At 58.4% G+C, this 26,874-nt stretch carries 27 protein-coding genes; 11 read left to right on the top strand and 16 right to left on the bottom strand.

All coding sequences use genetic code 11. The features are described 5' to 3' along the window. Positions 1-78: 78 nt before the first annotated feature. Positions 79-1,644, bottom strand: a complete 1,566-nt coding sequence (locus tag NW855_RS14025; RefSeq protein WP_414508982.1) for a TROVE domain-containing protein — start codon at positions 1,642-1,644, stop codon at positions 79-81. Positions 1,645-1,999: 355 nt separating this feature from the next. On the opposite strand from NW855_RS14025, the gene NW855_RS14020 reads away from it, so the two are divergent. Beyond that, positions 2,000-2,365: a type II secretion system protein gene (locus NW855_RS14020; RefSeq protein ID WP_414508981.1), complete on the top strand. Its 366-nt coding sequence runs from the start codon at positions 2,000-2,002 to the stop codon at positions 2,363-2,365. Position 2,366: 1 nt separating this feature from the next. Here NW855_RS14020 and NW855_RS14015 read toward each other — a convergent pair whose 3' ends face one another. After that, positions 2,367-3,080 (bottom strand): rhomboid family intramembrane serine protease, encoded by a 714-nt coding sequence (locus NW855_RS14015; protein WP_414508980.1) that lies wholly within the window; start codon positions 3,078-3,080, stop codon positions 2,367-2,369. An 86-nt stretch (positions 3,081-3,166) separates the two neighbouring features. Between NW855_RS14015 and gap the strand changes: the two genes are divergently transcribed. Both gap and NW855_RS14005 read left to right on the top strand, forming a co-directional pair. Further along, entirely contained in the window at positions 3,167-4,180 is a 1,014-nt protein-coding gene (gene gap / locus NW855_RS14010; protein WP_414508979.1) for a type I glyceraldehyde-3-phosphate dehydrogenase, read from the top strand. Next, the gene (locus NW855_RS14005) at positions 4,105-5,631 is read left to right on the top strand and encodes an ArnT family glycosyltransferase (RefSeq protein ID WP_414508978.1); all 1,527 of its coding nucleotides are present in this window, start codon (positions 4,105-4,107) and stop codon (positions 5,629-5,631) included. The genes gap and NW855_RS14005 overlap by 76 nt, the downstream gene beginning before the upstream one ends. Positions 5,632-5,637: 6 nt before the next feature. Here the strand turns inward: NW855_RS14005 and NW855_RS14000 are convergent, their stop codons facing one another. Together NW855_RS14000 and NW855_RS13995 are read right to left on the bottom strand one after the other, a co-directional pair. Then, on the bottom strand, positions 5,638-6,105 hold the full coding sequence (locus tag NW855_RS14000) for a hypothetical protein (RefSeq protein ID WP_414508977.1): 468 nt from the start codon (positions 6,103-6,105) through the stop codon (positions 5,638-5,640). Between the two features lie 29 nt (positions 6,106-6,134). Beyond that, positions 6,135-6,341 carry a ribbon-helix-helix domain-containing protein gene (locus NW855_RS13995; RefSeq protein ID WP_414508976.1) on the bottom strand — a complete coding sequence of 69 codons (207 nt, stop codon included), beginning with the start codon at positions 6,339-6,341 and terminating at the stop codon, positions 6,135-6,137. A 116-nt stretch (positions 6,342-6,457) separates the two neighbouring features. Between NW855_RS13995 and fliL the strand changes: the two genes are divergently transcribed. Next, on the top strand, positions 6,458-6,937 hold the full coding sequence (gene fliL, locus NW855_RS13990; protein ID WP_414508975.1) for a flagellar basal body-associated protein FliL: 480 nt from the start codon (positions 6,458-6,460) through the stop codon (positions 6,935-6,937). On the opposite strand, the gene NW855_RS13985 is transcribed toward fliL, so the two are convergent. Continuing rightward, on the bottom strand, positions 6,924-8,237 hold the full coding sequence (locus NW855_RS13985) for a hypothetical protein (protein WP_414508974.1): 1,314 nt from the start codon (positions 8,235-8,237) through the stop codon (positions 6,924-6,926). The two genes, fliL and NW855_RS13985, sit on opposite strands and share 14 nt — an antisense overlap. Positions 8,238-8,566: 329 nt before the next feature. Here NW855_RS13985 and NW855_RS13980 point away from each other — a divergent pair, with 329 nt between their 5' ends. The 6 genes from NW855_RS13980 to NW855_RS13955 all read left to right on the top strand — a co-directional run bounded on the left by NW855_RS13980 (position 8,567) and on the right by NW855_RS13955 (position 15,293). Next, positions 8,567-9,250 carry a sigma-70 family RNA polymerase sigma factor gene (locus NW855_RS13980; RefSeq protein ID WP_414508973.1) on the top strand — a complete coding sequence of 228 codons (684 nt, stop codon included), beginning with the start codon at positions 8,567-8,569 and terminating at the stop codon, positions 9,248-9,250. A gap of 272 nt (positions 9,251-9,522) precedes the next feature. After that, positions 9,523-10,446: a hypothetical protein gene (locus NW855_RS13975; RefSeq protein WP_414508972.1), complete on the top strand. Its 924-nt coding sequence runs from the start codon at positions 9,523-9,525 to the stop codon at positions 10,444-10,446. 94 nt (positions 10,447-10,540) lie between these two features. Next, positions 10,541-10,669 carry a hypothetical protein gene (locus NW855_RS13970; RefSeq protein ID WP_414508971.1) on the top strand — a complete coding sequence of 43 codons (129 nt, stop codon included), beginning with the start codon at positions 10,541-10,543 and terminating at the stop codon, positions 10,667-10,669. Positions 10,670-11,816: 1,147 nt separating this feature from the next. Continuing rightward, positions 11,817-12,521: a metal-dependent hydrolase gene (locus NW855_RS13965; RefSeq protein WP_414508970.1), complete on the top strand. Its 705-nt coding sequence runs from the start codon at positions 11,817-11,819 to the stop codon at positions 12,519-12,521. Between the two features lie 137 nt (positions 12,522-12,658). Beyond that, positions 12,659-14,260 (top strand): hypothetical protein, encoded by a 1,602-nt coding sequence (locus NW855_RS13960; RefSeq protein WP_414508969.1) that lies wholly within the window; start codon positions 12,659-12,661, stop codon positions 14,258-14,260. A gap of 316 nt (positions 14,261-14,576) precedes the next feature. Then, on the top strand, positions 14,577-15,293 hold the full coding sequence (locus NW855_RS13955; RefSeq protein WP_414508968.1) for a uracil-DNA glycosylase: 717 nt from the start codon (positions 14,577-14,579) through the stop codon (positions 15,291-15,293). On the opposite strand, the gene NW855_RS13950 is transcribed toward NW855_RS13955, so the two are convergent. After that, positions 15,262-16,098 (bottom strand): phosphodiester glycosidase family protein, encoded by an 837-nt coding sequence (locus tag NW855_RS13950; RefSeq protein WP_414508967.1) that lies wholly within the window; start codon positions 16,096-16,098, stop codon positions 15,262-15,264. The genes NW855_RS13955 and NW855_RS13950 overlap by 32 nt on opposite strands. 306 nt (positions 16,099-16,404) lie before the next feature. Here NW855_RS13950 and NW855_RS13945 point away from each other — a divergent pair, with 306 nt between their 5' ends. Next, complete coding sequence (locus NW855_RS13945) at positions 16,405-17,883, top strand: menaquinone biosynthesis decarboxylase (RefSeq protein ID WP_414508966.1); 1,479 nt, start codon at positions 16,405-16,407, stop codon at positions 17,881-17,883. A gap of 278 nt (positions 17,884-18,161) precedes the next feature. Here NW855_RS13945 and NW855_RS13940 read toward each other — a convergent pair whose 3' ends face one another. From NW855_RS13940 to NW855_RS13895, 10 genes are all read right to left on the bottom strand, one after another. Next, positions 18,162-18,539, bottom strand: a complete 378-nt coding sequence (locus NW855_RS13940; RefSeq protein WP_414508965.1) for a hypothetical protein — start codon at positions 18,537-18,539, stop codon at positions 18,162-18,164. Between the two features lie 586 nt (positions 18,540-19,125). Continuing rightward, positions 19,126-19,638, bottom strand: a complete 513-nt coding sequence (locus NW855_RS13935) for a hypothetical protein (RefSeq protein WP_414508964.1) — start codon at positions 19,636-19,638, stop codon at positions 19,126-19,128. Positions 19,639-19,696: 58 nt separating this feature from the next. Next, entirely contained in the window at positions 19,697-20,203 is a 507-nt protein-coding gene (locus tag NW855_RS13930; protein ID WP_414508963.1) for a hypothetical protein, read from the bottom strand. A 987-nt stretch (positions 20,204-21,190) separates the two neighbouring features. Continuing rightward, positions 21,191-21,682 (bottom strand): hypothetical protein, encoded by a 492-nt coding sequence (locus NW855_RS13925; protein WP_414508962.1) that lies wholly within the window; start codon positions 21,680-21,682, stop codon positions 21,191-21,193. 185 nt (positions 21,683-21,867) lie between these two features. Next, the gene (locus NW855_RS13920; RefSeq protein ID WP_414508961.1) at positions 21,868-22,443 is read right to left on the bottom strand and encodes a hypothetical protein; all 576 of its coding nucleotides are present in this window, start codon (positions 22,441-22,443) and stop codon (positions 21,868-21,870) included. Between the two features lie 32 nt (positions 22,444-22,475). Continuing rightward, entirely contained in the window at positions 22,476-22,997 is a 522-nt protein-coding gene (locus tag NW855_RS13915) for a hypothetical protein (RefSeq protein ID WP_414508960.1), read from the bottom strand. A gap of 79 nt (positions 22,998-23,076) precedes the next feature. Beyond that, complete coding sequence (locus tag NW855_RS13910; protein ID WP_414508959.1) at positions 23,077-23,559, bottom strand: hypothetical protein; 483 nt, start codon at positions 23,557-23,559, stop codon at positions 23,077-23,079. Between the two features lie 2,099 nt (positions 23,560-25,658). Beyond that, positions 25,659-26,192, bottom strand: a complete 534-nt coding sequence (locus tag NW855_RS13905) for a hypothetical protein (RefSeq protein ID WP_414508958.1) — start codon at positions 26,190-26,192, stop codon at positions 25,659-25,661. A 162-nt stretch (positions 26,193-26,354) separates the two neighbouring features. Continuing rightward, positions 26,355-26,705, bottom strand: coding sequence for a hypothetical protein (locus NW855_RS13900; protein ID WP_414508957.1), 351 nt, complete (start codon positions 26,703-26,705; stop codon positions 26,355-26,357). A gap of 4 nt (positions 26,706-26,709) precedes the next feature. Then, a complete protein-coding gene (locus tag NW855_RS13895) occupies positions 26,710-26,841 on the bottom strand; it encodes a hypothetical protein (protein WP_414508956.1) in 132 nt (43 codons plus the stop codon). Between the last annotated feature and the right edge of the window lie 33 nt (positions 26,842-26,874).

Below are 26,874 nucleotides of genomic sequence, written 5' to 3'. Positions count from 1 at the left end.
GGGGGAACCTTAAGGAGGGGGGCAATTGTAAACTCTGCCCTTGCGATTGGTATTATACCGCACGAACGGGCGCACGCCTCACAGCGCCGCGATGAAGTCGGCAATTGCGTTGGGCGCGGCGGTGTCGAACCCGACGACATCGAGCATGCCCGCGTCGTTCGGGTCGGCAATCGAGAAGCCCGTAGACGCCATGCCGACCACCACGAGCTTGGCAGGGATGCCCGTCCGCTCGCGGTACTGCCACAGCGCCTCGACGGGATGCACATCGCCCGCCCAAGTCTCGTTGTCGGTGTAGACGACGAACGCATCCGCCTCAACGCGGTGGCGCATCGCCCATAGCATCGGCTGTGCGCAGTCGGTCGCGCCGAACTGCACCGTGCGGTACAGCTCCAGCGCGCTCTCGAGGTTCCTGAAGTGTCGGCGTGACGCTTCGCGCAGCTTCTCCGTGAACAGCACGATGCGCACATTCTGCTCGACGGCGTTCGTGACGGTCGCCATCGCGGCGGCGGCGAACGCGCAGGTCAAGCCCGCAATGCCCGACACATTCCAGTAGCCCATCGAGCCCGACACATCCAGCGCCAGCACGAGGCGCTTGCCCGTCGTCGGCACATTCCCGAAGGTGATACGGTATGCCTCCTCCAGCGCGTCGACGACGGCTGGGATGGGCGTCCAGGCAGTCTTGGCGCGTGCGCCCGACCCTCTGCGGTAGGTCACCAGCGCTGCCAGCACGCCCAGCGGGTGGATGCGCGCCTTCTGCAGTCGCTCGGCGTCGGTGAGCCGCTTAATTACCACGCGCGCCCACTCATCGGGCTTGTTGCCCCGCGCACCGATGGCTCCAAGGCGCGTCATCGTCGCCAAGTTGCGCAGCATCGCGGTCATCGGCATCTCTTCCAGCAGCGCGCGCCAGACCTCCGCCGAGCGCAGATACTCGGTCGGCACGACCTCGCGCGGGAGCCGATGCTCGCGAATCAGGCGCGCGGCGTCCGCCTCGCTCAGCTGACGGCTGCGCAGATGCCCGATTGCCTCAAGGTACTCGGACACCTCAGCGGGCAGCAGGTCGGCGTCGAGCGTGCGCTGCGTGATGTAGCGGAACAGCGCGCTGCGCTCGGGCGTGCTGGGCTTTGGGTGCGCCACGCGCAGGATGTCGCGATGTGTCCAGCCCCTGCGGTTCTGGTACTTGGTCAGCTGGTACGCCAGCTCGCGCAGGTCGCGCCTGTCGTACCACTGCCCGACCAGTCGGCGCAGCCCGCGTCCCCAGCCGCGCAGCTCCGACGCATAGTCCACGAACGCCAGCAGGTGCGAACCCGTGCGCACGATGCGGTCGAAGTATTCGGGCACGAGTTGGCGCACCTCGCGACCGCCGTAGCTGGCAGCGATTGCCAGCAGGAAAATCGCGGGGTCGTTCTTGTAGGCGCGCCCGCTCCAGCTGATCTCCGCCGCGCGCGCAAGCACATCACGCGGCTCCTGCGTCAGCAGGTCAATCGCGTTCACCGCGTTCTCCAGCGTCAGGCGCGGCTCGCCCACATAGTAGGTTCCCCCCTCCGTGCCGAGTATCAGGAACCGATCCAGCTGCTGCTTCGGATCAATCAGGTAGGCGTAGCCCCCTGCGTTGTTGCGCACCTGTCCGTCCAGCCGTCGTGTCATCTGTCCTGGCAGTGAGACCCTTCGGATTCGCATGACTATCCCCTCACAATTAGGAGGCTGCTGGGAAAGTGTGTGTGGACGCGAGTCGCGGCAGACGATAACCGTCCAACTTCGTCCCAGCAGCCGAGTCGGTCGCCGCCGAACAAAAGTTGGGCACGGACTGCATCGCAACCGAGCGATAACCATACCCTACGGCTCGGCGGCAACCGACGAAATTACGCGATAGCACAGGCGTGGGAATCCCCCAACAAGTAAGCAGAATGTGGATGCGTATTCTCCCCGCTACCGCATCACGCCCACAGTATACCCAACAGGATGTGGGGCATGTCAAGGGGTGGAGTATAATTCCCCTGCTATGCGGCTTGTCGGGATACTGGTTGCCATCGCCATACTGGGCGTGCTGATGGCAGTGTGGCTGTATTACGGTACGGGCGGCGCGTCGTCTGGTGGAGGCGCATCCAACCCTGCTGCGCCGCCGCCCGCCAGTCGCGTCAGCGAGGTGCGCCAAGCCGCCGAAAGCGCCGAGTGCCGCAACAACCTCAGCCAAGTCCGCGCCGCCATCCAAATGCGCACCACCACCGACGAGACCTACCCCGCCAGCCTGAACGAATTGGGGCTGCCCGCCAGCATGCTGGTGTGCCCCGTCTCGCAGCAGCCCTATCAGTACGACCCTGCTACGGGGCAAGTGCGCTGCCCAACGCCTGGGCACATGCGCTACTGAATCACCAGTCGTCGTAATAGAAGCGGCGTCGCCCGTAAAGGATGCGTGTGGGACCCCCTATCAACTTGATGGTGAGAAAGCCTGCCACGAAGCCGCCGATGTGCGCTAAGTATGCCACGCCTGGGTTATACACCAGAAACTGCGACACGAACCAGACAATCAGGAAAAAGACGGCGGGCACTTCCACGAAAGTGATAATCACAAACACCAACACGCAGTCAATCCGCGCGTGCGGAAATAGCAGCATGTACGCGCCCATTACGCCTGCGATTGCGCCACTCGCACCCACCACAGGGATTGGCGACGCCCAGTTGAACACAATATGCGACAACGCCGCCACCACACCCCAAAACAGATACAACAGCAGATACCGAAAGTGCCCCAGTGCGTCCTCCACATTATTGCCGAAAATCCACAGCGACCACATGTTGCCTAATATATGTAGGAAGCCCCCATGCAAAAACATACTGGTCAGAATTGTTAGCCACGGGTTGACGACAGGTTCCGCGCGGATGCCGTGCTGCATCTCCAGTTGCATTCGCAGCAACGGATCCACATACGCCCCCGTAATCTCGGCGGGGATGGCGGCGTACATATAAGTGACGCGCGGGTCTACCACTTGCAGAATGTAGACCAGCACATTCACCACAATCAGCCCCACCGTCACAAACGGGAAGCTGTGCGATGGGTTATGGTCGCGAATCGGCAGTAGCACGGGGATATTATTCCCTACTGGACACGCCTCTCCTGCCAACCTCCCCGCACAATTCAGGTACACTACTGCCATTCTGGGAGGAGACTATGGCTATCCGAATTGGTATTAACGGCTTTGGTCGCATCGGGCGGATGACCCTGCGGGCGATTCGCAAGCACTACCCCAACGACTTCGATGTGGTCGCCATCAACGACCTGACCGACGCGCATAGCAACGCGCACCTGTTCAAGTACGACACCACTTACGGAACCTACCCTGGCGAGGTGACGGCGGAGGAGAACGCTATCGTGATTGACGGCGACCGTATCCGCGTGTTCGCCGAGAAAGACCCTGCGGCAATCCCGTGGGGCGATGTCGGCGCGGATATTGTGATCGAGTCCACGGGCGTGTTCACCGACGGGCAGAAGGCGGCGGCGCACCTGCGCGGCGGCGCGAAAAAGGTCATCATCACCGCCCCCGCCACCAACGAGGACATTACTATCGTCATGGGCGTCAACCACGAGGCGTACAACCCCAGCCAGCACCATGTGATTTCGAATGCTTCCTGCACGACCAACTGCCTCGCGCCCATAAGCAAGGTGCTGCACGAGGCGTTTGGGATTGAACACGGGATTATGACCACCGTCCACGCCTACACCAACGACCAGCGCATCCAAGACCAGGTTCACAAAGACCTGCGTCGCGCGCGCGCGGCGGCGGCGAACATTATCCCGACCTCCACAGGTGCGGCGAAGGCAATCCACCTCGTGCTGCCCGAACTCAAGGGGCGCATGCACGGGATTGCGCTGCGCGTGCCGACGCTGACGGTCTCGATTGTAGACCTCACAGTGACGCTCTCGCGCGAGGCGACCGCCGAAGCCATCAACGAGGCGTTCCGTCAGGCGGCGACGGGCGCGCTGCAGGGCATCCTCGGCGTGACGGACGAGCCGCTGGTGTCGTCGGACTTCCGCGGCGACGAGCGCAGCGCAATCGTTGACCTGCCCTCGACGCTGGTGATGGGCGGGCGACTGGCGAAAGTGCTGGCGTGGTACGACAACGAGTGGGGCTACTCATGCCGCGTCGCCGACCTCGCGAAATACATCGCCAGCAAGGGCTTCTAACCTCGTCGTGGCTGGGCTATGCGCCGTGGGCAGTCCTCACGGCGCACTGCCTGCTGGCGATTGCCTACAACCTCGCGACCCCCTTTGGCAACAACGGCTACCCGAACACCCCCGACGAGGGCGCGCACTTCCAGTATGTGGCGTATGTCGCGCGGGAGTGGCGGCTGCCCAAGTTCGAGGGCTACGCAGGCGTCGGCTACGAGGCACATCAGCCCCCGCTGTATTACTTCCTCGCGGCGGCGGTCTATGCGCTCACGGGGGGCGAGGGCAAGGCGGTGCGGCTGCTCTCGACGCTCTGCAGCGCAGGTGTGGTGTGGCTGGTGTGGCTGACGCTGCGTCGGCTCGCGCCTGAACGCCCGCTGCTCGCGCTGACAGGCATGGGCTTCGCAGCGTTCTTGCCGATGCACATCGCCATCGGCAGCGCGGTCGGCAACGACGCGCTGACCAACCTGCTGTTTGCGGCGGTGTTGTACGCGCTGCTAACCAACCTGCACAACGCAACAGCGTCAACTACCGCGCCAGAAAATTCGAACCCCCTCCTTAAGGTTCCCCCTGCGGGCAGGGGGAACCGCGCCGATTCGGTTCCCCCCGCAAAGCGGGAGGAACCTGAAAAGCGGGACACTCACGCCTTGGTTCCCCTCGCGAAGCGGGGGGAACCCAGCCCCCACTCGGTTCCCCTCGCGAATCGGGGGGAACCTGCAGGAGGGGGGCGTCTATATCAACTATTCCTACTCCCCATCCTCACAGGGCTAACCCTTCTAACCAAAGCGACGGGCATCCTGCTCATCCCGATTATGCTGCTCGGCATTCTTTTGTGGGGATGGCTGCGATACAGGAGTTTGGTTCCAGGATTGAGCATGGGTTTTCTCGCGCTGCTACTCACCTTGAGTATCAGCGGCTGGTGGCTCGTGCGCAACTACATTCTGTACGACGACCCGCTGCTGCAGCGCACCTTCTTGGAAGTGTTCGCGGGCACGGCGAAGGCACAGGATTTTATCAATCAGGGCATGACTTGGGGGCAGTACGCACAGTTAGTGGCGGACTGGACCTTCCGCAGTTTCTGGTTCGCCTACGGCGCGCCCGAAACAGCGCGCACGGGTTTGCCGAACTTCCTGCCAAGCAGTGTGTATCTTGGGCTGGGGGCGTTGACGCTGGGCGCGGCTGTAGGTTTCGCGCTGCGCCTGTGCGAGCCGTCGCCGTTGTGGGCGCGGGTGTGGCTGCTGCTGGCGGGGCTGTGCCTCGTGCTGACGCTGGTCAGTTTCGTGCTGTTTGTGCGCGTGTTTTTCCAGACGCAGGGACGCTACTTCTACCCCGCGCTGCTGACCATCAGCGTCTTCTGGGCGCTCGGCTGGGAGCGACTGGTGCCTGAACGCTATCGACCGATGGCGCTGCTGGGGATCACAGGGGTACTGTTGGCGTTGGCATTGGGATGCCTAAGATACTTAGAATAGCGTACACTATTGACTATCACTAATATTGCGAATATCTTCAAGTGCTTGGAGCGCCGCTTGAACAACCCGATTTGACACCCAGAGCGTCGACTCAAAGGCTAACGCATTAATAGCCTCCCGCGCATGCGTGTAGGATAGGTAGCCATATGCAGCAGACGCTAGAACAACGCCAAGCGACCCGTGCACCTCTACGCCCAGCGACGATGCCAGCACGCGAGCGGCAGCGTCATCTGTGAGAAACCAGTTTGCTTGCACCTGGAGCGCGAGGGCTAATGCCATCGCTTCGCCCAGATCCACATAACTTGCGCTCACCCACTCAAGAGCACGCTGACGCCATTTCGCTTCTACTGCGACAACTCGGAATTCAGGAGGAACGGAGCGAGTAGGCTCAAGACGCTGCCACTCGTGATGCACCTCTGAAGGAATGAATACCTGACCGAGGCGCGTTAGCAAGTCTAAGCGATCAATCTGCATCAGGTGGAGAAGCGGACCTGTATCGCAGACTATGATTCGGGATCTTGGCGCAGCTGACGCGCCCATTCGATGTCCTCCAGTTGAAACTGTTCGGTGAGTTGAAGCGAGTGTCGGCGAAGGAACTCCCAGAGCGCCGCGCGCACGGCTTCCTCTTCGCTTGTAAACCAGCCTTCCTCAACCATCTCACGAAGCAGTTGCGCCAGTCGGTCGGGTAATTGGACTTGAAGCGTCGTCATCGGAATCACCTCGCATATTGTACCCAGAAAGCGCCATGCTGGGGGACGCGCTGAAGTGTAGTTTTCGCTGCCACAGGTTGCCCACAAAGTATGGAATAACCCCTTCGGGGATACCTATGGCTGGCAAGGCGAAGAAATCGGAAGGCGACGGCGGCGGAGGCGGCGGCAAGGGCAAAAGCCCTATGCTGATGATGATTGTCGTGCTGATTGCGGGGCTGGCGGGCGGCGTGTTCGCAGGCAAAAACTTCCTCGCGCCGAAAGCGCCACCCCCACCGAAACCGCCTACCGTCGGCAAAACGCTGGACTTAGGCGAGTTCATCATCAACTTGGGCGACGAGCATTATCTCAAAGCGGGCGTCGCGCTCGGTCTCAAGGAGGGTATCGGCCCCAAGAAACTGGAGGAAGACACTGCGCCGCTGCGCGACGCCGTGCTGATGGCGCTTTCAGGCAAAACACGCTCGCAACTGAACACGCTGGAAGGCAAGCACAAGGTCAAAGAGGAGATCCGCGAGCGCGTGAACGAGGTGCTGGAACACAAAACGCACGAGAAAGAGAGCGTGCTGGAGGTCTACTTCACCTCGTTTACGACGCAGTAGGCGCACGCCCACGCCGCAGGTAGACAATCTCGGCGAGCGCGGCGAGTTGGAACGCGGCGACGCCCACCAGCAGCGACGCTTGCACCGACTGCGCGTCCAACGCCCACGCCAGCGCCACGCCCCCCGCCAGCCCCAGCGCGTTCACCAGCAGGTTCACCGCCATCCCCCAGTAGACGACGGTGGTCTGCTTCGCGGCGATGCGCAGCCCGCGCAGCGTGGAGCCATACGCCGTCAGCGCGGGCAGCAGTAGGCACATCTGCAGCCCGAACACCACAGGCGACGCTAACTCTGCCTTGAGCGCGAGTAGCCGCTCCGTGAACAGCCCCGCCAGCGGGGTGAACACCAGCAATGCGAGCGCGAGCGTCGTGCCCAGCGCAACCTTGCCTGTGAAGGCGTACAACGCCCGCTCCGCGATGCCCTGCTGCCGCGCGGCGACGCTGACCTCCTGGAGCGCGAAGCCCCAACTGCGCACCGCCAACAGCGAGCCGAACACCACCTGCCACGCCGCGATTGCCAACTCGGGCTGCGGCAATCGCGCCAGCGCGGCGGCGGTCAGCGGATGCACCAACAGCGTCAACAGCGTCGTGCCCGCCAACGGCAGGTGGAACCGCCAAATCGCGCGCTGAGTGAGTGGGGGTGTCGCCTCATGATGGGGCAGCACGCGCTTGCGCAACACGGGCAGCGCAAACAGCGTTGCGACCGCCGCCTCCACCAGCACGCCCGCCATCACAATCCACGCGCCCGCAACCGCGCCAGGTAGCCCGTTCCACCACAGGAGCGCGACCGCCACCGCCGTAATCGTCGCCAAGCGGATTGCCGTGCCCCAAGTGACCAATTGCGCCTTGCCGTAGCGCACCAGTACGCCCTGCAGGAACCGCCGCCAGCCAATCGCCGCCGTCCAGAGCAGCATCGCCTGCATCGCGCCGCGCCCCGCCTCCGCCACGCGCACGGGCAGCCCCAGCAGGCGCAGCGCAATCCCGTCATACAACGGCGTGAAGGCAATCAGCGCGGTCAGCAGTGTGAGGCTCACTATCAGCGTCAGCACGAAGCGCAGCACCGCGAAAAACGACTCGCGCCCCTGTACCAGCGCAATCGCCGTCGCCAACAGCATAATCACGGGGCTTTCAATCAGCAACGACAGCCCCAGCGCCACGCCGAAGCCCGCAATCTGCACCGACGGCTCCGCAAAACGCGCCAGCGCCGCGTTCGTCACGGGCGATTCCAACATCATCAGGGTGAAACTCAGCGACAACGGCAGCCAAAGCCAAAACAGAACAGAACCCTGCACGCGCGTTTTCATAGACCGCTATAGGATACTCCAGTTTGCGCCCCAACGCGCGTGGCGCAAGGTATAAGCCAATCGCCGCACTAGACTTTACAAAAGACGGCAGTTGATGACCCCCTCCTTAAGGTTCCCCCTGCCCGCAGGGGGAACCGAACGGGCGCGCGGCTTGGTTCCCCTCGCGAAGCGGGGGGAACCTAAAGGAGGGGGGTGCAAATACAAACTCTGCTCAAGCGATTGGCATAAGGCGAGGCTTACGCGCGAACATCCCAAGAATTCGGCGCAATTCGCCGAGGCGTCGGCAGGAATCCTGGTCAGGCGTCGTATCCTAAGTCAGGGTGAAAGGTATGCTAACGCAACGGTCTGCAGCTTGGTCGCCGCGTGCGTGGATACGAACTGTGTGCGCGGGGGGGGGTGGAGCAGTGAACCGCAAGTCCACCCACTCCCAACGGTTTCGCTGCCTGCCGCGCGATTTGCAGCGGGCTATTCTCGACCTACCCGAACCCCTGCAGCACGCGGTTCACCACGCAGTGGCGCGCTGTCAGCCCCAGTACGCGCCGCGCCCATACGCCGATGACTGGCGGGAAGAGCTGTACCACGAAGCCGTCGTCGCAGCGTGGGAAGCGTACCAGACACACGCCCCCAATCAAGGCGCTTCGCTGTACGGGTGGGGCATGCGGGTGATTGGACAGCGGCTCCAAGTGTTCTGCGACAGTGTGTGGGGCGCAGCGAAACGCGAATGTGAGTATCCGTGCGACGAGGAGACAGGCGAGCCTATGGAGTTTCCCGACCCGAACGCTTTTGAGGCAGTAGCGGGGCGGATTCTCGTTTGCGCGGTGCAGCAGGCGTTGCAGCGTTTCGCGCCGCAGGACGCTCAAGTGGGGGCGTGGTACCTGCTGGAAGGGCTGAACGAGCAAGCGATTGCGGCGCGGTTGGGCGTCTCGCAGCCTGCCGTAAGCAAGCGTCTGAAGCGCATCTTGGCGCAATTGCGACGGGAGCTGGGGGTAGAGAACGCGGAGAGATTGCCATAAGACGGGAGGGTTGGGGTTATAATTTTCGGCGAATCTGGCTACATGAATCTCGCGACGGGCACGATGTATGGTTCGCCTGTCCAGAAAAACAGACGCTGGAGGTCATCATGATTAATCAGCATAAGAACTATCTCTGGAATTTAGCGTTGTGTCTTATTTGCTGTACCACCTGTATTGGCTCCAGTCAGCAAACTCGCCGAGAGGAATACAATACACGACTAATTGTCGCTGAAGTCGAGCCTCAGTCAAATGTTCTTAAGGGAAGAAAGACCATGCAAGAGGTCATCAACGGGCTACGCGACGAAGGCTACCGCCTAATTCGTGAGAAAGACCTCGTATACGCTCTACCCCCCAGATACTTCAACACATACGAGTCTTTGATGACTATTCTTGCCGAAATAAGACCGTTCGAGACCATACCCAAGGAAGAGATTTCGGAAGATGCAAAAGTAGCAATCCGAAGCCTACTTGAGGGGTACGGCAATCGTGAGAGACCCTTCGATAAGGTTTGTATTTCATTTGGCATCTTTGCTGTTGCAGAGACAGGCGATGCTGTCTACCAAACAGAACTGGTACAACCAGAGGGTGGTTTCGAGCAAGTTCACTCCTTTTTCACAAAACCGTTTGAGGAGTGGAAAGCCCAGGCATTGTCTCGGAGGTCACCAGCGGGGAACTGGAACGGTTTGCCCGAAGAGATTCGAGAAAAGGTGCAGGAACTCATTCAACAGTTCCCAGTACTGGCGCAAGGCTCCCCCACTAAAAGCAGCAACGTAAGCAAGGTACCCCGACGAACAAATAACAATACCAAACTTTACGAGACTAAAATTTTACATATAATCTTATCTCCAAGCATCCTACTATCTAATGAACAGAAAGTACGATACAACGCACGCTACTATCAGATTCTGGAGCGCGAACTGAAAAATCAGCAGGTGCAATGGACGGCAGCTTTGGAGAAACTAAACCTGCTTCAGCGAAGAGATTGGCGGAATTGGAAAGGTCTCTCGTGGCAGGGACGCTTTGGGGAACTTCCTCCAGACATTCGACAGAAGATAAACTTCCTGTTAGAGAACGAGAATCTTACGCTCAGCCCAGACACGACCCTAAAAATAATCATCGTACCGTATGTCGGGCTATTGACCAACCATGGGGAGGGCAGCACTTACACAGAGTGGTTCCCCTTGTTAGCCGAATAATCTGGAGGATGAATAACGACGCCCTCGGCTCCCATACAAAGTTGACATCCCAGAGGGCGCGCCTGTCCACGATTGGCGTCTGTTGGGCTGCGCGGTGTGGCGCGGCGTGCTGGACGAAAGCCGCAAGATCGAAACGCAGTGGAGCGCGGAGCTGCTGCGCGACATTTGGCGTCAAATCCAGCGCGAGTCGGGCAGCGCAAGCCAACGCGAGGAACAGAAGTAGGTCACCAGTGCGAAGGGAATTCCGCCCGTCATGTGCCATAATAACACGCCAGCGACCATTCGCTGAGACTGCCCCAATCGCACGGGACTAAGCTGGCGTAAAGTATGCGACTGCGAAAACGAATGCCGTGGGTGCTTGTAATGGCAGTGCTCGTACTGCTCTCAGTACAAGCACTATACCTTCTTCTTCACAGAGGGGGTCGTTCTCAAAGACAATCGGTAGCGTACATTGTGGACAAGCCTCCCCCCGCGCTGCTTGTGATTTCCAACAGTCATCCCCGCCCCGTGAAAGCGATCAAAGTCACCCCAGCAGTGGAGGTAGGCATCTTACAGGATCGCGTTTCTGATAAACGGGTAAGTTTGTTGGTAATGCTCGATGAAGCGAGCATTACAAGGATGACTGCCCCGATCTGTCAACTTTTCGCCTGTGGCTGTTTAGCAAGGAATGGCGCCTTTTGAATAAACAACTTATTCCGATAGCAGGGGCTTTTGATGCAAGGGGGAGATTCCAACCCAGGCGCGCCTTAGTCTCGCGACAGGGCAGACAGTTATATGCAGCTTTTGAGTTCAGCCCTGCAGATTGGCAAGCTGCGCACAACTAATTGATTACGGGCGGATTCCTGCGCGGCTCAGAACATAGCGTGGACTTCGAGGTTGTTGTGAACAAATCCCAAGTGAAACCGCTGAAATCTCCACCCGCGCTTGGGCAGACTCGTCTTCCTGACCCCCCCAACCACTGGCGCAAGTCGTGTCGCTGGCGCTGGTGGGTACTCCACAGTCCTCCGCAGCGCTCATGGGACTCCGGATGGCAGATGGGCGTGTGGAGCTATGACCAACTGGTTGGCTCTGGCAGGGTCGCGTCAGCGTGTACTGCTCCGATCCCCTCACTTCCTTGTACGCCTAGACATATCATGATTCCAGACACTGTCGTATAGCTCTCGATTTTTAGCAACGAGACCTGCAGGACACGAGTGCGGCGAGTGCGGCGTAGCTGCGCGATATCAGGCTACACATTCAGCATGGGACAGGCGCTACGGTAACGAATGGACAGCAGAAAGTCTATTGGGTTGAGTGCCGATACCCACAGAAACGGTTGGCGTTGGCATGCGATGCGAAAGCGGGTATCCTATCGGCGGAGGTTGGCGCATATGCAAATGCAGATTCAGTGGCTGGGACACTCGACCTTTCTGATCACTTCGCCGAACGGCAAGCGGATTCTGATTGACCCGTGGGTGCAGGGCAACCCTGCCTGCCCAGAAGACGCCAAGCAACTGCCTGGCGTGGACATTATGCTGATTACGCATGGGCACGCCGACCACTGCGCAGACGCCGTGCCGATTGCGAAGACTCATCAGCCGACAGTGGCGTGCATCTACGAGATGTACCTCTACCTCACGCGGCACGGGGTGCAAAACGTGCAGCCGATGAACAAGGGCGGCAGCGTGGCGATAGACGGTATCACCGTCACGATGGTGAACGCCTTCCACAGCAGCGGTCTGGAGGAGGGCGGGCAGGTGGTCTACGCGGGCGAGCCTGCGGGCTATGTGGTGCGCTTGGAGAACGGGCTGACGCTCTATCACGCGGGCGACACCTGCGTGTTTGGGGATATGCGCATCATCGGCGAGTTGTATCAGCCCGATGTGGCGATGCTGCCGATAGGCGATGTGTTCACGATGGGACCGCGCGAGGCAGCGTATGCGATTCGGCTGTTGGGCGTCAAGCGCGTGATCCCGATGCACTGGGGCACTTTCCCGCTGCTGACGGGCACGCCTGAGCAGTTGCGCGAGGCGACGCGCGACATTGAAGGGCTGGAAATCCTCGCGCTGCGTCCAGGAGAGAGCGTGAGCCTGTAGGCGACAACCCGTCGCCCAGCCAAAGTTCACAAAAACACGAATGGATGATACCAATCGCGATAGAGCAACGCGGTATAATATGCATTAGCGAAATGGTTTCACCCCATGAGCGGTATTGCTACAGGAGGTGATGATCGATGCGATGCAAGAAACAGGTGCTTGCCACTGTGTGGCTGATGATAGCGATAGGGGCGTTGATAACGACAGGACACTCTCAATCCGAGAAGGTTCCCTCGTTGCAACAGTCGTTCACGGGTGAATTCACTGATCGTCTGCACGGCTTTTCCGTCCGTGTCCCTCAAGGTTGGGAGGTCAAGGTGTACAACAATTTCATTCGGATTAGTGATCAGGATGCCCTCTGTTTTGTCGTTTTGCGCGTGGCTCGTTATGATGGCAACCTACATCGTGTGGCTCAAGCCTGGTTATCGGAACATGAGGCGATGATGAGCAGACAGCCGCGCTTCGTCTTCAAAAAGTTCTCACAAGGCATTCTGATTGTGGGGGAGGGCTTGAGCTATCCCTTCGCCTTGTACCCGATGATGGCAGTCAATTTCGGACTGCTCGGTCAAGCACCACCGCGCGACTATCGCGAGGTCACCGCTATCTTGCCAGGCAAAAAGACGGCGCTAGTGGTGAGTTTCCTGTTCCCAGCGGATACTGAGAAGGCGAAGTGGGATACGATGGTGAATATCGTTCGCAGCTTCCGATTCCTTCCACCGTCCCAGATGATTCGCTGGCGACGCGAGCCCATCCGAGACCCCGAAATCGGGAAGGAGGCGGGCTGGATTCATGTGCCCGAAGGGTTTGAGTATCAGGGCGCCATCATCCAACAAGGTACGAAGCGCATGCCACGGCTCTCCCTTCGAAAAGGCGATTTCATGTTCCGCCAAGATCTGATTGACATCAACAGTATGATTCTTCAAACGGCATTTGGCGGCAACGCCACCACAGTGATAACCATCAACGGTCAAAGCGCTACGCTCTCTGAGGCAACCTTCATCCAATCAGCCGAAGAGGTGGTTCAGCTCATCCTGGGTCTCTGGCGGGAGGAAACGGGCAAGGAGTGGGAACTCAAGGAGCGCACCCATCTGCCCAAAACAGAGATGGAAAAGCGGATGGAGCAACAGGATCTGCAGCAGGGAGCTCAAGCAGCGCAAGTCTTTCAGCGTGCTATCAAAAGCGAGGGGCTGAAGCTAGCGATTAGCGCACAAAGCGGACAGTTGGTACGCAACGCCCTCGTTAGCGGCACCCTGCTCATTAGCCAACGACCAGACCCTATCGCCGCCTCCCAAGATTGTACCCTTAACATCATAGTGAGTGTCTATCAGTTTCCTAAAGAGCGTGCCGAGGAAGCGAATGGCATCTTTGCAGGCATTATGAACAGCCTCCATCTCTCTCCAGAAGCCGCTCTTTCCGCTTTAGAGCGTTTCACTCGAGATAACCAGGAACTCAACCGCCTGGTGCGGCAGATTCTAAATGAGCAGCGAGAGTTCAACACCCGAATGGTAAAAGCGTGGACGAACGCCCTCAGCGACCAGACCTATGTCAAAGACCCAGAGACGAGCGAAATCTTCCGTGTGCATAAGCGGGTCTGGGAGACGGGTGAATTCTGGCGCGACCCCTTGTGGGGCGACATCCTTGGCGGCGTGGAACGAGGAAGCAAGCTGGAAGAGCTTCTGAAGGAGAAAGGCTGGCGACAGTTGAAACAGTCGCTGGAGGGCTTCCCAGAACAGTGGTGATTCGGTCTCTCACCCTGACGGCAAGCGCGTCCTCGTGAATAGGTCAAAGCTGGAAGTTGACCTCTCTGGGTGTACCTATGCTGCCCCCTCCTAACCTTCCCCGCACTTGGGGAAGGTTGGGGTGGGGGTAATGTTTGAATCTCACTGCAAAGACCCTTACCAACTGCGCTGCCAAAGTTCGTGAATGCGCAAGACCCGAATCCCCCCTCACCCCGACCCTCTCTCCCCTTGACAAGGGGGGAGAGGGCAGGGAGTGGGGGGATTCTGCACGAGCAGGAATTTGTGAACTCTGGCTCGGCGATTGGTATAATATGGGGTGTCCAACTGGGACGCGCTGAACGCGCAGATTGTTGCCTGCACGCGGTGTCCCCGCCTGGTCGCCTACCGCGAGCGGGTCGCCCAGCAGAAACGGGCACAGTACCGCGACTGGGCGTATTGGGGCAAGCCTGTGCCGAACTTTGGCGAGCCGACCGCGCGGCTGCTGATTGTCGGGCTGGCACCTGCGGCGCACGGGGGCAATCGTACAGGGCGCATCTTCACAGGCGATGCTTCAGGCGATTTCCTATTCGCGGCGTTGCACCAGACGGGCTTCTGCAACCAGCCGACCTCAATACATCGCGACGACGGGTTACAGTTGTACGATGTCACCATCACCGCCGCCGTCCACTGCGCCCCGCCCGACAACACGCCGACGCCCGACGAGCAGCGGGCGTGCTTCCCGTACCTGCAGGCAACCTATCGGCTGATGCCCAACCTGCGCGGGCTGCTTGCGCTGGGGCAGATAGCGTTCGACGCCTGCGTGCGCTTGGCGCGTGCGGAGAATCTGCTGCTCGAGGGCGTGCGCCCCCACTTTCGGCACGGCGCAATCTACCCTCTTGCAGGCGGGCGGTTCCTCGCAGCAAGCTACCACCCCAGCGCACGCAACACCTACACGAAACTGCTGACCCCCGCGATGATGACCGACCTACTGCTGCAGGTACGCGCATGGCTGCAAGCGGACGCTACCGCGACGCCAGCCGATTCTGGGGCTTGAGCCGCGCGAGGCGGTGGTCGTACACAGTGTAGTCTTCGTAGACCACCAGCAGGTTCGTGAGTTTACGCTTGGGCAGCACCTTCACCTCACGGCGGTAGTACAAGCAAGTCGAGCCGCCGCCGTCGAGAGCGATAGCGTCCGTTGCGCCCAGCGCGCGCAGCACCCACGCCAGCTGACGCAGCGTAATCGGCTGTTCCACCACGACCAGCAGCAGTTTGTTGTGCTTGGTGACGCCGACCGCCACGCGCTTGCCCCGCGCGTAGACACGCTTGTCGCGGAAGCCCTCCCCAGGCGGATACAGCGCGACCTTGCCCCCCTGCAGCAGGCGCGGTCCCGCGCCCAGCACCAGCCGATAGTTGCTCCAGTCGCGCTGGCGGTGCAGTTTCTGGCGGATGAAGCGCACCTGATTGTCGTAGGTGATGCACAGCGCGGTGCCGACCCCGCCGAAATGCACCCGCTCGCCCTCAATCACGATGTCGCCCACGGGCAGCTTGCTGGTCGTGCTGAAGTAAGTGCCCGTGACGGCGGCGGTCGGCTGCGAACGCGCCAGCAAGTCCCAGATCGATTCGTCCAGACCGAGCCGCCGCGCCGTCACGACCCCCACCCGCACATACGGGTTGTTCAAATCGGCGACCACATAGCGCACGGGGATACCGTTCACCTTGCGGTACAGTAGCTGCACCGAGTCGCCCGAAACCCGCTTCGGCGGCGCAGAGGCATGCGCCAACAACAGCGTCGGCTCACGCCAATATCCCTGATACACAAGCGATCCGAGAAGACCAATCAGCAGCAGCGTTAGTCGCACCAGATGTCACCTACCCAAACGCTTTGGAGTGCTGAAGCGTCAGCTTCAGCAAAAGGCGGAAGCTGCGCTTCCGCACTCCGTACAAACGCTTTGGAGTGCTGAAGCGTCAGCTTCAGCAAAAGGCGGAAGCTCCGCTTTCATACCCCTCGCCCGCTTGCAGGAGAAGGACTGAAGGCGAGGGCAAACCCATCGTTAAATACGCTTCCTTCGCCCGATTCCTGCCTGCCAATTCCACCAGTTTTGCGCAGGCGGGTATACTTTCACCGTATCTTAACGCAGGTTTCACCGAACTATGGAGGCGACGCTATGGCATACCGTGACTTTCAGGAGTTTTTGCTGCGCCTGGAGCAAGAGGGCGAGCTGAAGCGTATCCGCTACCCGTTAGACCCCTACCTGGAGATTACCGAAGTCGCCGACCGCGTGATGAAGTCGGGGGGACCAGGGCTGCTGATTGAGCGTCCCAAAGGCTACGACATCGCCGTCGCCATCAACACGATGGGTTCCAAGCGGCGGATGAGCCTCGCGCTGGGGGTGGAGGACTACGAGACGATTGCCCAGGAGATCGACGCGCTGCTCAAGCCCGAACTGCCGCTGTTGGAGGGCGGGCTGCTGGGCAAGCTGCGCGCCCTGCCTGAACTGATGCCCCAACTCGGCAGGCTGCTGCAGGTTGCCCGAAGCGTGCCCCCCGTCACTGTCAAGGAGGGCATCTCGCAAGAGGTGGTCAAGACAGGCGACAAGGTTGACCTGTTCGAGTTCCCGATTTTGCACTGCTGGCCGCAAGACGGCGGGCGGTACATCACCCTGCCGCTGGTGTTCACACACGACCCCAACACGGGCAAGCGCAATGTCGGCATGTACCGCATTCAGGTGCTGGACAAGTGCACAACGGCAATGCACTGGCAGATCCACAAAGTGGGCGCGGAGCATTACCAGCACGCGGAGAAGCAGGGCGAGCCGATACAGGTCGCCGTCGTGCTGGGCGACGACCCCGCGCTGACCTTCAGTGCGATTGCCCCCCTGCCGCCCGCCATCGACGAGCTGATGTTCGCAGGCTTCCTGCGCAAAAAGCCCGTCGAACTCGTGCCCGCCAAAACGGTAGACATCAAAGTGCCCGCCAACGCCGAAATCGTGATTGAGGGCTACATCAACCCTGGCGAGCGGTGCTTGGAGGGACCCTTCGGCGACCACACGGGCTACTACAGCCTCGCCGACTACTACCCCGTGTTCCATGTGACGGCAATCACGCACCGCGCTAAGCCTGTCTACCCCGCTACGATTGTAGGCGTCCCGCCGATGGAAGACGGCTGGATGGGCAAGGCGGTGGAGCGCATCTTCCTGCCCCTGGTGCGCCTGACCGTGCCCGAAATCGTGGACATGAACCTGCCCGTCGAGGGCGTGTTCCACAACTTTTGCTTCGTGAGCATCCGCAAACGCTACCCTGGGCACGCCTTCAAGGTGATGAACGCCATCTGGGGGCTGGGGCAACTGATGTTCAGCAAGTTCATCGTGGTCTTCGACGAAGATGTGAATGTGCATGACTTGGGCGAGGTGCTATGGCGCTGGGGCGCGAATGTTGACCCCGAACGCGACACGCTGATCGTCAAGGGTCCCGTCGATGTGTTGGATCACGCCAGCCCGTATGTCGGCTACGGCAGCAAAATCGGCTTCGACGCCACCACCAAGTGGAAGGAAGAGGGCTTCACGCGTGAATGGCCCGATGTGATTCGGATGTCGCCCGAAGTGAAAGCGAAAATCGACGCGATTTGGGACGAGCTGGGGCTGTAGCAGGACGGGCAACTTGGGACACGGGCGGCTGGCTTGCCGTGCGCCCTGTCTGCCGAGTTGTTCGCTGGCTTCGTCGGCGGCTGCCTGCGCCGCCTTGCGCGCCCCGCCTGTCGGCACAAGCGTCGCATAGCCCGCCCACTCGCTGCCGACCGCCAGCAAGCGACCCAGCGCGTTCAAGCCTGCAAGGAAACGCTCGCCCTCGCCAGCAGCAGGGTCGCCTATAGTATGCCCTATTTAGCGCAACTACCAAAGGTCGCCGACAGCTCTTTGATGGCTGCCTAAACTACCTCTCGGCAGGGCGCTTCTGATAGACGCTGCAAGGTCTTTTCTACACTTTCAAGCCAGACTCGCGGGAGATGGATCTGCCCTGCTTGAGCGCGTTTCACGAGCTGCTGTATCTGGGGTACAAGCTCTTCCGCATTTAGTAACTCAATCAGAGATAACGCCGCGTAGAACTTGTATTCGTCCCCGCTTTCCAGCCATTTGACCAGAGCTTGCAGGGCAGCAGTTCTGAGATGGGGCGCAAGTAGCCTTATCTCCGCCGCCACGCGCATCAAAACCTCTTCGCCACTTTTAGCATAGTAGGGGTGGGCGCTGAGTTCGTCTACCAGATTCTCTAACCACTTCAGAGCCTCTTCAGTCATGGCACTGTTCATCGTATCCTCCGCAGAAAACGAGGTTCCACACGCGTGGCGTGAATCAGAACCTCGATTCCGCCTCCAGGCATATTATACCACCGTCCTACGAGCCGAGGTCCTGTCACTTGGACGCCCTCCGCGACCAATCCTGCAAGGTCAATCTCGAACAGGGCGTCTGGCAAGCCTCTGTTGGGCGGCAGTGCAAGATCGATTTGCGCTTGAAGGGGTGACAGATTTGGGTCAGGCGTTGTGTAAATCGTGCCTGTTCTGGATAGCAGCCCGTATCGTTCAATTAGTGGTGCTACACTTGAGCGCGTGTAATGGTAAACCTTCGCAGGAAGTTTCACCGCTTGCCTTGATCTCCTTGCAACCGCCGCCCCGCCGCCTGCGAGAGCGTCGGCACCATTCAGTATACCCACGCCCAGACCGCCCAGCGCACGCGGCAGCGAGGCAAAGCCCTCTACCTCCAGCGCAATCTAGGCAACGCCTGCGCTGGCTTCAAGGGCTTTGAGGAACGCTAAGCCCTCGGGCGCAGAAGAGGGTTATCGCAAAGCAACACGCCCGTTAGCAACTACCGACACGGTATACCGCAAGCTCAAGACCTTCAAAGCCCCCAGTAGTTTCGGGCGTACTGAATAATCTCCTTCCCGTACTGACACAAGAAGTGAGCAACCCACTGGGCATCTGTGCGAAACAGCTCACGCACCGCTTTGGTATCAGGCATCTTGAGAGCTCTCAGGGAACGGTCTATCCTTTTGGAATGTTTTCCAGTATCAGCTTTCCACTGCTTTAGCTCTTCTTGCACGCTTGGAATTTGAGTGCCCAGCTGCTTCAGAATTTCTCCGAGAAATAGGCGTATAACCCTGCCCTGACTGACATAGAAGACGCCCGGTCTTTTTGCTTCGGTGAACAGAGTAATATATGTAGAAACTATAAAGTCTCTGGCGTCCAGGCTTATCTCAAAAGCGACGTCCAAGTCTGCAACTTTGTATGTTATTGAACTCCAAGTAGATTGACCATCAACTAATGGTGACTCACAAAAGCCCTCAGTCACAAGACAATTCATCTGTGCCGTGTATTCTTCAAGAAAAATCTCGATGGTGCCCTCGTCTTCCATATGCTCCCTCCTAGAGTTTTAGCAGGGTAGGGAGCGGCGCTCCCTACCTACACGGCATCTAAAATTCGTCAAGGATGTAGTACCAGGCTTCGTGAATGTCTACATCGGGATTACCGCCCCGAAGTTTCCGCCAACGGAGGAACTGGCGTTCATAGTATGGATAACCCTTCAGAAGACGGCGTTCCAAGCCGTAGACTTGAGAAACCTTCCCTGTATCAGCTCGACGCGCGAAATCAGGACCGATGTCAATCACTCGTCGCCCTTCTCGCATCATCTGACGAATCCACGCCTCGTTGAGTTCCAGTGTCCACTTACGCCCTGCCAACCAGTCATCTATCGTTTCCGCGCCAATTCTTCGCGCATATGCCCTCACGCGTTCCATATTCTCCCCAATCACCACAGGTTTCAGCTCGCGGCTGGCTTGCCGTGCGCCCTGTCTGCCAAGTTGCTCGCTCGCTTCGTCGGCAGGTGCCCGCGCCGCCTTGCGCGCCCCGCCTGTCGGCACAAGCGTTGCGTAGCCGCCCCACTCGCTGCCGACCGCCAGCAAGCGACCCAGCGCGTTCAAACCCGCAAGGAAACGCTCGCCCTCGCCAGCAGCAGGGTCGCCTACAGTATACCCTCAAGCAGGGTACGACGACAACCTATCCTGCCTACATCAAAACACTATCCGTGCCAACGCTACCTGGCTCGTACAGCTATCACATAATCACTCAACACAAGGTCGGCTACATAAACCGAGATATTCACAGAGCGGATACTCACAGTATACGATAAGAGCGAAACCAACCGAACATTTCTTCCCACTGGCTTATTGTACACGTCTCCTCTTGCTGAATGTAAACTTCTGTGTCGAATGATACGCCTTTCACAGTCATCCCGACACCAACCGAAGGCAACTGTGGCAAGGAGAGGTACCACAACCATCCCTCAACCGCGTCCCGCGAAGCAGAAGCTGCCTCAACATAAAAGCGTGGATATACAGTCTCTAAAGGATTTCTTCTCCAAAAGAGGTGTAACCACCAGCGCGTTTGAAGCGCAGCTGAGTTACCAAGCAGGTAGTCTCTTATCACTGGATGGTGCGTACGAAGCGTAGCACGCCAGATAGTGAGCGTCGGCGGAGCTAAATCTATCTCCCCGATACACTCCCGCCCAGAAGGGCTTCGCCGTGAGGTCAAACGCTGCCAGAGCTTCCCAGTGAACGGGCACAGTACTATTGTTCTGTCATCAGATCCAAAGAGCCATTCAAAATGGTAGCCCCCTCCGTCGACAGGTTCGGTACCATACTCACATCGGCACGCTAATGCGGGAAGCGATACACAACCGATGCCTATATTCGTATTAACACTAACGGATAATCCATCTTTTAGCGGCTCCCAGTCCTCCCCCCTGTGGCGTAGAGACAGTTCTAACTGCTCACCCGAGTCGTCTACGAATATAGCCGACTGCGAGTGCGATTGAGGAATCTGCAACAGGTTCCCAAACCGCACTTGCGACTCTTCGTACGGGTCGCTGATAATCAGTTGGGCAATCTCAAGATCTCTTGCTGGGCTATTCACGGCTCCAACTCCACGATGCGTATTATTCTCACCAGAACTGCTTCGTCGGAATCTTTCACATCAACCCACAGTTCTGTTCCGCCTCCTGGCTGTCCGTATTTAGGTTTAGCAACACGAGGTCCGTAGATGCGCGGCTGATTGAGTATCTTGAAGTCCAGTCGCACCTCAGGCGGGTTTGGAAGCGATAGGTATCTCATCGCACTTCTAACCGTTCGATACCTATTCACGGTGAAGTAAGTTTCTCCTAAACGCCCGCCGCGTAGTTTTCCAGTCTCTTGTACGGCTTGAAGCTCGGCTTTGGACATAAATCTACTGAAAGTTTGATCTGCAGCCCCTCGCGCCGCTTGCCGTGCGCCCTGTCTGCCGAGTTGCTCGCTTGCTTCGTCGGCAGCTGCCCGCGCCGCCTTGCGCGCCCCGCCTGCCGGCACAAGCGTCGCATAGCCCGCCCACTCGCTGCCGACCGACAGCAAGCGACCCAGCGCGTTCAAACCCGCAAGGAAACGCTCGCCCTCGCCGGCAGCAGGGTCGCCTACAGTATACCTATTCGGCTGGTCTGAAATCTGCTCCAGCCTTAGCCAGCAAACCTCCTCTCAGAGCAGAAAAGAGCACGCTAGAGACCGCCAATTGCTTGCGCACTCTCGCTCGAACTACAAAAGTCAGACAGCTTATGCACTCACTGCAGTATCGTTGAGGAAGATAACCCAAATCGATGTTTTACATAGTCCACTATTAGGCTTCCATATTTTTGAAAGATCTTCTGATGTAGGCTCGCTTGTGCCTTTATTAGCTCGACTGAACAATAATCGGGAGGTGGAAGTCCACGCAACGCTTTATGAAAGCGCTGGACTGCCTTGTCAAGATTGCGATACAAATCCACCACCTCTGGGTCTGGAGAGAGCGAGGCGTAGAGTTTTTTCCTGACACGCTCTTTGTAGGGGAGCAGTGCGAGTAAGCCTAAGCCGCTTAGGACCTGTTCCAGTGGTAATCGCGTTCTATCCTGAAGAGTTTCCCAATACTCGTCCCAACCCAGCCGTTCGAGCAGTTCCCGTTCCGCTCTGAAAAAATCGCACTCGATACATTTATCCCTTACATCGTATCCAATAATCAGAGCAAAGCCTTGATGCGGGTAAATAATCTCTGCAGCAAGAACAGAGTGATAAAAGGTAGGCTTCGTAAAGCCCAACTCGGTCAGGATGGGCTGCATCCGCTGTTGGTACTCCTCAATAAAGGGCTTGAAGTAGTCAGTCATCGTCTACTCCCGATACACAAAGTGTACCCACTTCAGAACGGTCCTGAGAAATCCAGTCCTGGAACTCCATATATTCGCTTGCCAAAGCGAAGGAACTCCTTCCGATAGTGAGGATACCCGCGTATCAGTCTTCGCTCCAGTTCATAGAACTTGGATGCTGGTATCCCCTTGAGAACTCGTCGGCTCATACTGGGTCCGATGTCAATAATAAGCCTACCTTCGCCCATCATCTGCATAATCCACCGCCGATTGAGGGCAAGCGCCTCGGCTTCTCCACGGGCAAAGGCTTCTTGCCAAACGGTTTTAGGGATGAAGTCCTCAATCGTCAAGTATCCTTTTTGTTTTGCATACGGTTTCACTCGCTGTTCCATGTCCTCACCAATCACCACGGGTTTCAGCTCGCGGCTGGCTTGCCGTGCGCCTTGTCTGCCGAGTTGTTCGCTGGCTTCGTCGGCAGCTGCCCGCGCCGCCTTGCGCGCCCCGCCTGTCGGCACAAGCGTCGCATAGCCCGCCCACTCGCTGCCGACCGACAGCAAGCGACCCAGCGCGTTCAAACCCGCAAGGAAACGCTCGCCCTCGCTGGCGGCTACACTCAGACATTATACCCTGAACCCCAACAACTCCCCCGACCCCCTACACCAACTTCACAGCCCTATCAAACGAAAAAACCTGAGCAAACTCCTCCGCCGAACATACCCTGTGCCCTACAACCTCCAAACGCCCCAGCACACCTGAATGATACCACACCTTGAACTCCCTACCCACTGCCAGCCCCCCAACCGTAATCGCCTCTAACGGCGAGGCGACATACACCTCGCCTTGCTCGCCCCTGTCCAACGGAACAGGCACAGACAGCCAGACGCCCAAGCTCAGATAGCCGCGCTCTTGCAAGTCGCCGTCTGGTGTGCGCCACTTCCAGTGGGTGTGTCCCATCAGGCAGCAGTAGAGCAGTCCTTGTAGGGGGAAGGTGGGGGTGGGGAGTTGTTGGGCGGTTTCGGGAGGGTAGAGGCGTTGGCGTGGGTGTGTGGCAACGCGCAGCACGCCGACTGCCACTGTGCGTTGGGTCAGGACAGGCAGCCGATGCTTTAGACGAGTATGTACAAGTGAGTCGCTCAAGGCTCCACTGGAATGGGAACCAGCAGAATGTCCCAGTAGCCAAAGAATGCCCGTACGGGGACATACATCAAAGGCATAATCGTCATCCGCTGGCAAGCTGGACAGAAACCACAGGTGTGTCAGCAGGGTGGCTTCACTGTTTGCCAGTGTGCGCTCGCACTGACAGAGTTCTGAAACGCTTTGCGAATAGATTACACGCATCCTTTGCCCCTTTGGGTTATGCTTACCATCAGAAGAACTCCATACCCAGTACACGCCCCTCGCGATCTATGTCGATCGCGATTGATGTTGCATCCACCAAATCGCCTGCCGAGTCGAGAACGAGGGTTACCCACGCTTTGCACTCGCCTTCGCGGGGAAACTCGATGTAGAGTGTGCTATTCGCCCAATCACTGTAGGTACTTGTTTGCCGAAGATATTGCTGTATCACAGATCGCAGCTCACTGTAGCGGATTCTCATTTCGCGTCACCTCTGCCGATGCAATCGTCACCGCTGCCACCACCAGAACGGGCTGGAGTCGATTGGGACCCAACGCGGTCTAATCGCCCGCCTGCCATGCATTGCAGTCTTGATTGTACGAGCAAGCGGGTCAACAGCCAGTGCTAGGTGGTAAGCGTGCGTTATACCGCTCTCTTCCTTGTACCTGTGACTCGTGTTGCGAACTAGGGAGATGATTGAGCGATTTGAGGAATCGCACAATAACTCTCCCCGTCGCAGTGCAAGTCGTACCATCGCATCCGTGATGTCTCTTTTCTGCATCTGTTCCCTCAGGTGCGGGCTATAAGGATACCTTACAACGGGCAGTCCGGCGTCTTCAGTTCCCTGCTGAGCAACCTTCCGCGCCGCTTGCCGTGCGCCCTGTGCAACCGCCGCCCCGCCGCCTGCGAGGTCGTCGGCGGCATTCAGTATACCTACTCCCAGCCCGCCCAGCGCACGTGGGGGGAGTCTATTGCGTGGATTTCCCACACCGTACCGACTGTGCGTCGGAGCGCAGAAACCGCTTTGGCAAACGCCGCGCCCGCCGTTCAGCCTGAATCCGCTCAACGGCGCAAACTTCGTACTGCCGCGTCACCAGCAGCCAACCCAGCGCGTTCAAGTCCGCAACAGAACGCCCGCCCTGGCAGCAGGGCGCCTATAATATATCCTCAGGACGTTTGAGTACCTCGACCAGTCTCGAGTGACTTATACCAATCGCCACACCAAACTTTGCAAAAACGTGGACGAATGAGACCCCCTCCTTAAGGTTCCCCCTGCCTGCAGGGGGAATCGAGCAAGCGCGCTCCTCGGTTCCCCTCGCGAAGCGGGGGGAACCTAAGGAGGGGGGCAATTAATAAACTCCGCCCGTGCTATTGGTATTACCTCTGGAGTCAACTCTGTGGAGGGCAAAGAAACCTCAAAGATCCAGACACCGTTGTCTGCGGAACAAAGCGGCAGCCCGCAATATCAGCAACGACGCAGTGATCGAATTTAGAAATCGCTATCGCTTCGTGTGATGTAGTAATAGTCACATCCCTACCTCTCCACAAACACAAGTATATTCCAAAAAAAGCTAAAGCATAACCTGCACTGAAATGGAGTAATTTGGGAGATTTAACCCTGTAATAGTATTTCTTTACCTGCATATCGTCTCGTAGTTCCATCGTAAATTCGTCCCATAAGCATTGAGATAGCCAGTTCCGAAGGAGATTACAGGTTTGTGAGTCTACAGAAGCTACCTCCTGCGACTCGGGCGAGCGAGCTCTCTGATCCTCTCCGCCAACCAGCTCAAACTTGAACTGGGCTGGATAAAAAAGATGGAACCCACGCGGGGGTGTACTGTACAGAGCGCTGTCCCCAAAAATTACCCCCAAATGATATTTGGGATTGCATACTGTTAGTAGATTGGTTTCGTCCAGCTCCAAAAAAAGCAGGCTGTCTGTGTAGTGTATCCATGTAATTTGGTAGTCATTGTCATAGGGTCGCTCAATAGGGTATGGAAAGTGCAGAAAGAATCTACCCTTCAGTTCACGCTTGATAAGCTCTACTATCCCCATCGCTTGCCTCCAGTTGGTGTAAAGTTAGTAAGCCATACGGCTGACCTGACTCCGATAGCGTTGTTTTAGGGAAAGGCTACATCAAATAATACCCATTCAGGACGAATTTGAATCTCATCAGGCACAAACACTTGTAATCCTCCACCAACCAATCCACCTTGAGGGGCAGCAGGTTCAACAAAGACACGGGTTCCTCGAGGAAGGCATAACGCAACGAGCCGCTCGAGAGTATTTCCCCACTCAGGTCTAATCGCATAATCGATGGTTGCCTGTAGTCGCCCCTGTGGACGCTGAAGCATAAACCAACGACCGAGTTGACGCGCTTTACCCCCATAAAGGCGGTAGACGATTAGAGGTTCTTTTATCTCTTCATAAGAGACACCCCTAAAACTATTTCTAATGGGTGCAGGTAGTGATTCAGAAGCATTCCCTTGCTGAGCAGCCTGCCACGCCGCTTGCCGTGCGCCTTGTCTGCGGAGCTGCTCGCTCGCCTCGTCGGCAGCTGCCCGCGCTGCCTTGCACGCCCCGCCTGTCGGCACAAGCGTTGCGTAGCCCGCCCACTCGCTGCCGACCGACAGCAGCCGACCCAGCGCGTTCAAGCCCGCAAGGAAACGCGCACCCGCGCTGGCGCCAAGCTAAGCGTAGTATACCACCGATAGGGTACAAAACCGAAATAACTTAGCCATCAACGCTGCCGCTGAGAATGTCCAGTAACTGCTGAACGGATATCACCTGAATACCGCGACTTTCCATCTGCGCTGCTAACTCACGCGGCGATACTCGTCAAAGGCGGCAGTAATGTCAGCTTCGATGGACTCTGGTGCAATGTCCAGTTCCCGTATCAGCCGATTCATCAGCGAGAGCCACTGGTTTAGCAGCTGTGGCGTTAGGATGGGGCGCGCCTCTGAGGCTGTTGGGTGTGCCTGCGCGCTACTCATCTCATTCAGAAGGCGGCACGCCTCGTCCCAGAGTTGTTGGGTCAGTGCGTGTTTCTGTTGGAGCGAGTCTGCCAGCAGGTTCTGCGCCAGCGCGTTGGCGTCGCAGCCGAGCTGCCGTGCTTGTTCGCACAGTTGCTCCCAGATGGCGTCGTCGATCTCTATGGTTCGCGCCATGCTCTCACCGCCGAAAGTATACCCACGCCCAACCCGCCCAGCGCACGCGGCAGCAGGCGAAATCCTCAATCTCCAGCGCAATCTGGGCAGCAGCAGTTGGGTCTGCTGAATTGCCTGCTTGGGTGGACACCGCCATATCACCGATGGTCTCTCACCGCCGCACACGCCA

Source organism: Synechococcus sp. RC10B2 (genome assembly GCF_047502635.1).
This window is presented reverse-complemented; position numbering and strand designations above follow the sequence as displayed.

Coding starts and splice junctions, on each gene's coding strand:
- NW855_RS14025 (WP_414508982.1), bottom strand. CDS start 1,644: ATGACACGACGGCTGGACGGACAGGTGCGCAACAACGCAGGGGGCTAC.
- NW855_RS14020 (WP_414508981.1), top strand. CDS start 2,000: ATGCGGCTTGTCGGGATACTGGTTGCCATCGCCATACTGGGCGTGCTG.
- gap (WP_414508979.1), top strand. CDS start 3,167: ATGGCTATCCGAATTGGTATTAACGGCTTTGGTCGCATCGGGCGGATG.
- NW855_RS14000 (WP_414508977.1), bottom strand. CDS start 6,105: ATGCAGATTGATCGCTTAGACTTGCTAACGCGCCTCGGTCAGGTATTC.
- NW855_RS13995 (WP_414508976.1), bottom strand. CDS start 6,341: ATGACGACGCTTCAAGTCCAATTACCCGACCGACTGGCGCAACTGCTT.
- fliL (WP_414508975.1), top strand. CDS start 6,458: ATGGCTGGCAAGGCGAAGAAATCGGAAGGCGACGGCGGCGGAGGCGGC.
- NW855_RS13985 (WP_414508974.1), bottom strand. CDS start 8,237: ATGAAAACGCGCGTGCAGGGTTCTGTTCTGTTTTGGCTTTGGCTGCCG.
- NW855_RS13980 (WP_414508973.1), top strand. CDS start 8,567: ATGCTAACGCAACGGTCTGCAGCTTGGTCGCCGCGTGCGTGGATACGA.
- NW855_RS13975 (WP_414508972.1), top strand. CDS start 9,523: ATGCAAGAGGTCATCAACGGGCTACGCGACGAAGGCTACCGCCTAATT.
- NW855_RS13965 (WP_414508970.1), top strand. CDS start 11,817: ATGCAAATGCAGATTCAGTGGCTGGGACACTCGACCTTTCTGATCACT.
- NW855_RS13960 (WP_414508969.1), top strand. CDS start 12,659: ATGCGATGCAAGAAACAGGTGCTTGCCACTGTGTGGCTGATGATAGCG.
- NW855_RS13945 (WP_414508966.1), top strand. CDS start 16,405: ATGGCATACCGTGACTTTCAGGAGTTTTTGCTGCGCCTGGAGCAAGAG.
- NW855_RS13940 (WP_414508965.1), bottom strand. CDS start 18,539: ATGAACAGTGCCATGACTGAAGAGGCTCTGAAGTGGTTAGAGAATCTG.
- NW855_RS13935 (WP_414508964.1), bottom strand. CDS start 19,638: ATGGAAGACGAGGGCACCATCGAGATTTTTCTTGAAGAATACACGGCA.
- NW855_RS13920 (WP_414508961.1), bottom strand. CDS start 22,443: ATGACTGACTACTTCAAGCCCTTTATTGAGGAGTACCAACAGCGGATG.
- NW855_RS13900 (WP_414508957.1), bottom strand. CDS start 26,705: ATGGCGCGAACCATAGAGATCGACGACGCCATCTGGGAGCAACTGTGC.
- NW855_RS13895 (WP_414508956.1), bottom strand. CDS start 26,841: ATGGCGGTGTCCACCCAAGCAGGCAATTCAGCAGACCCAACTGCTGCT.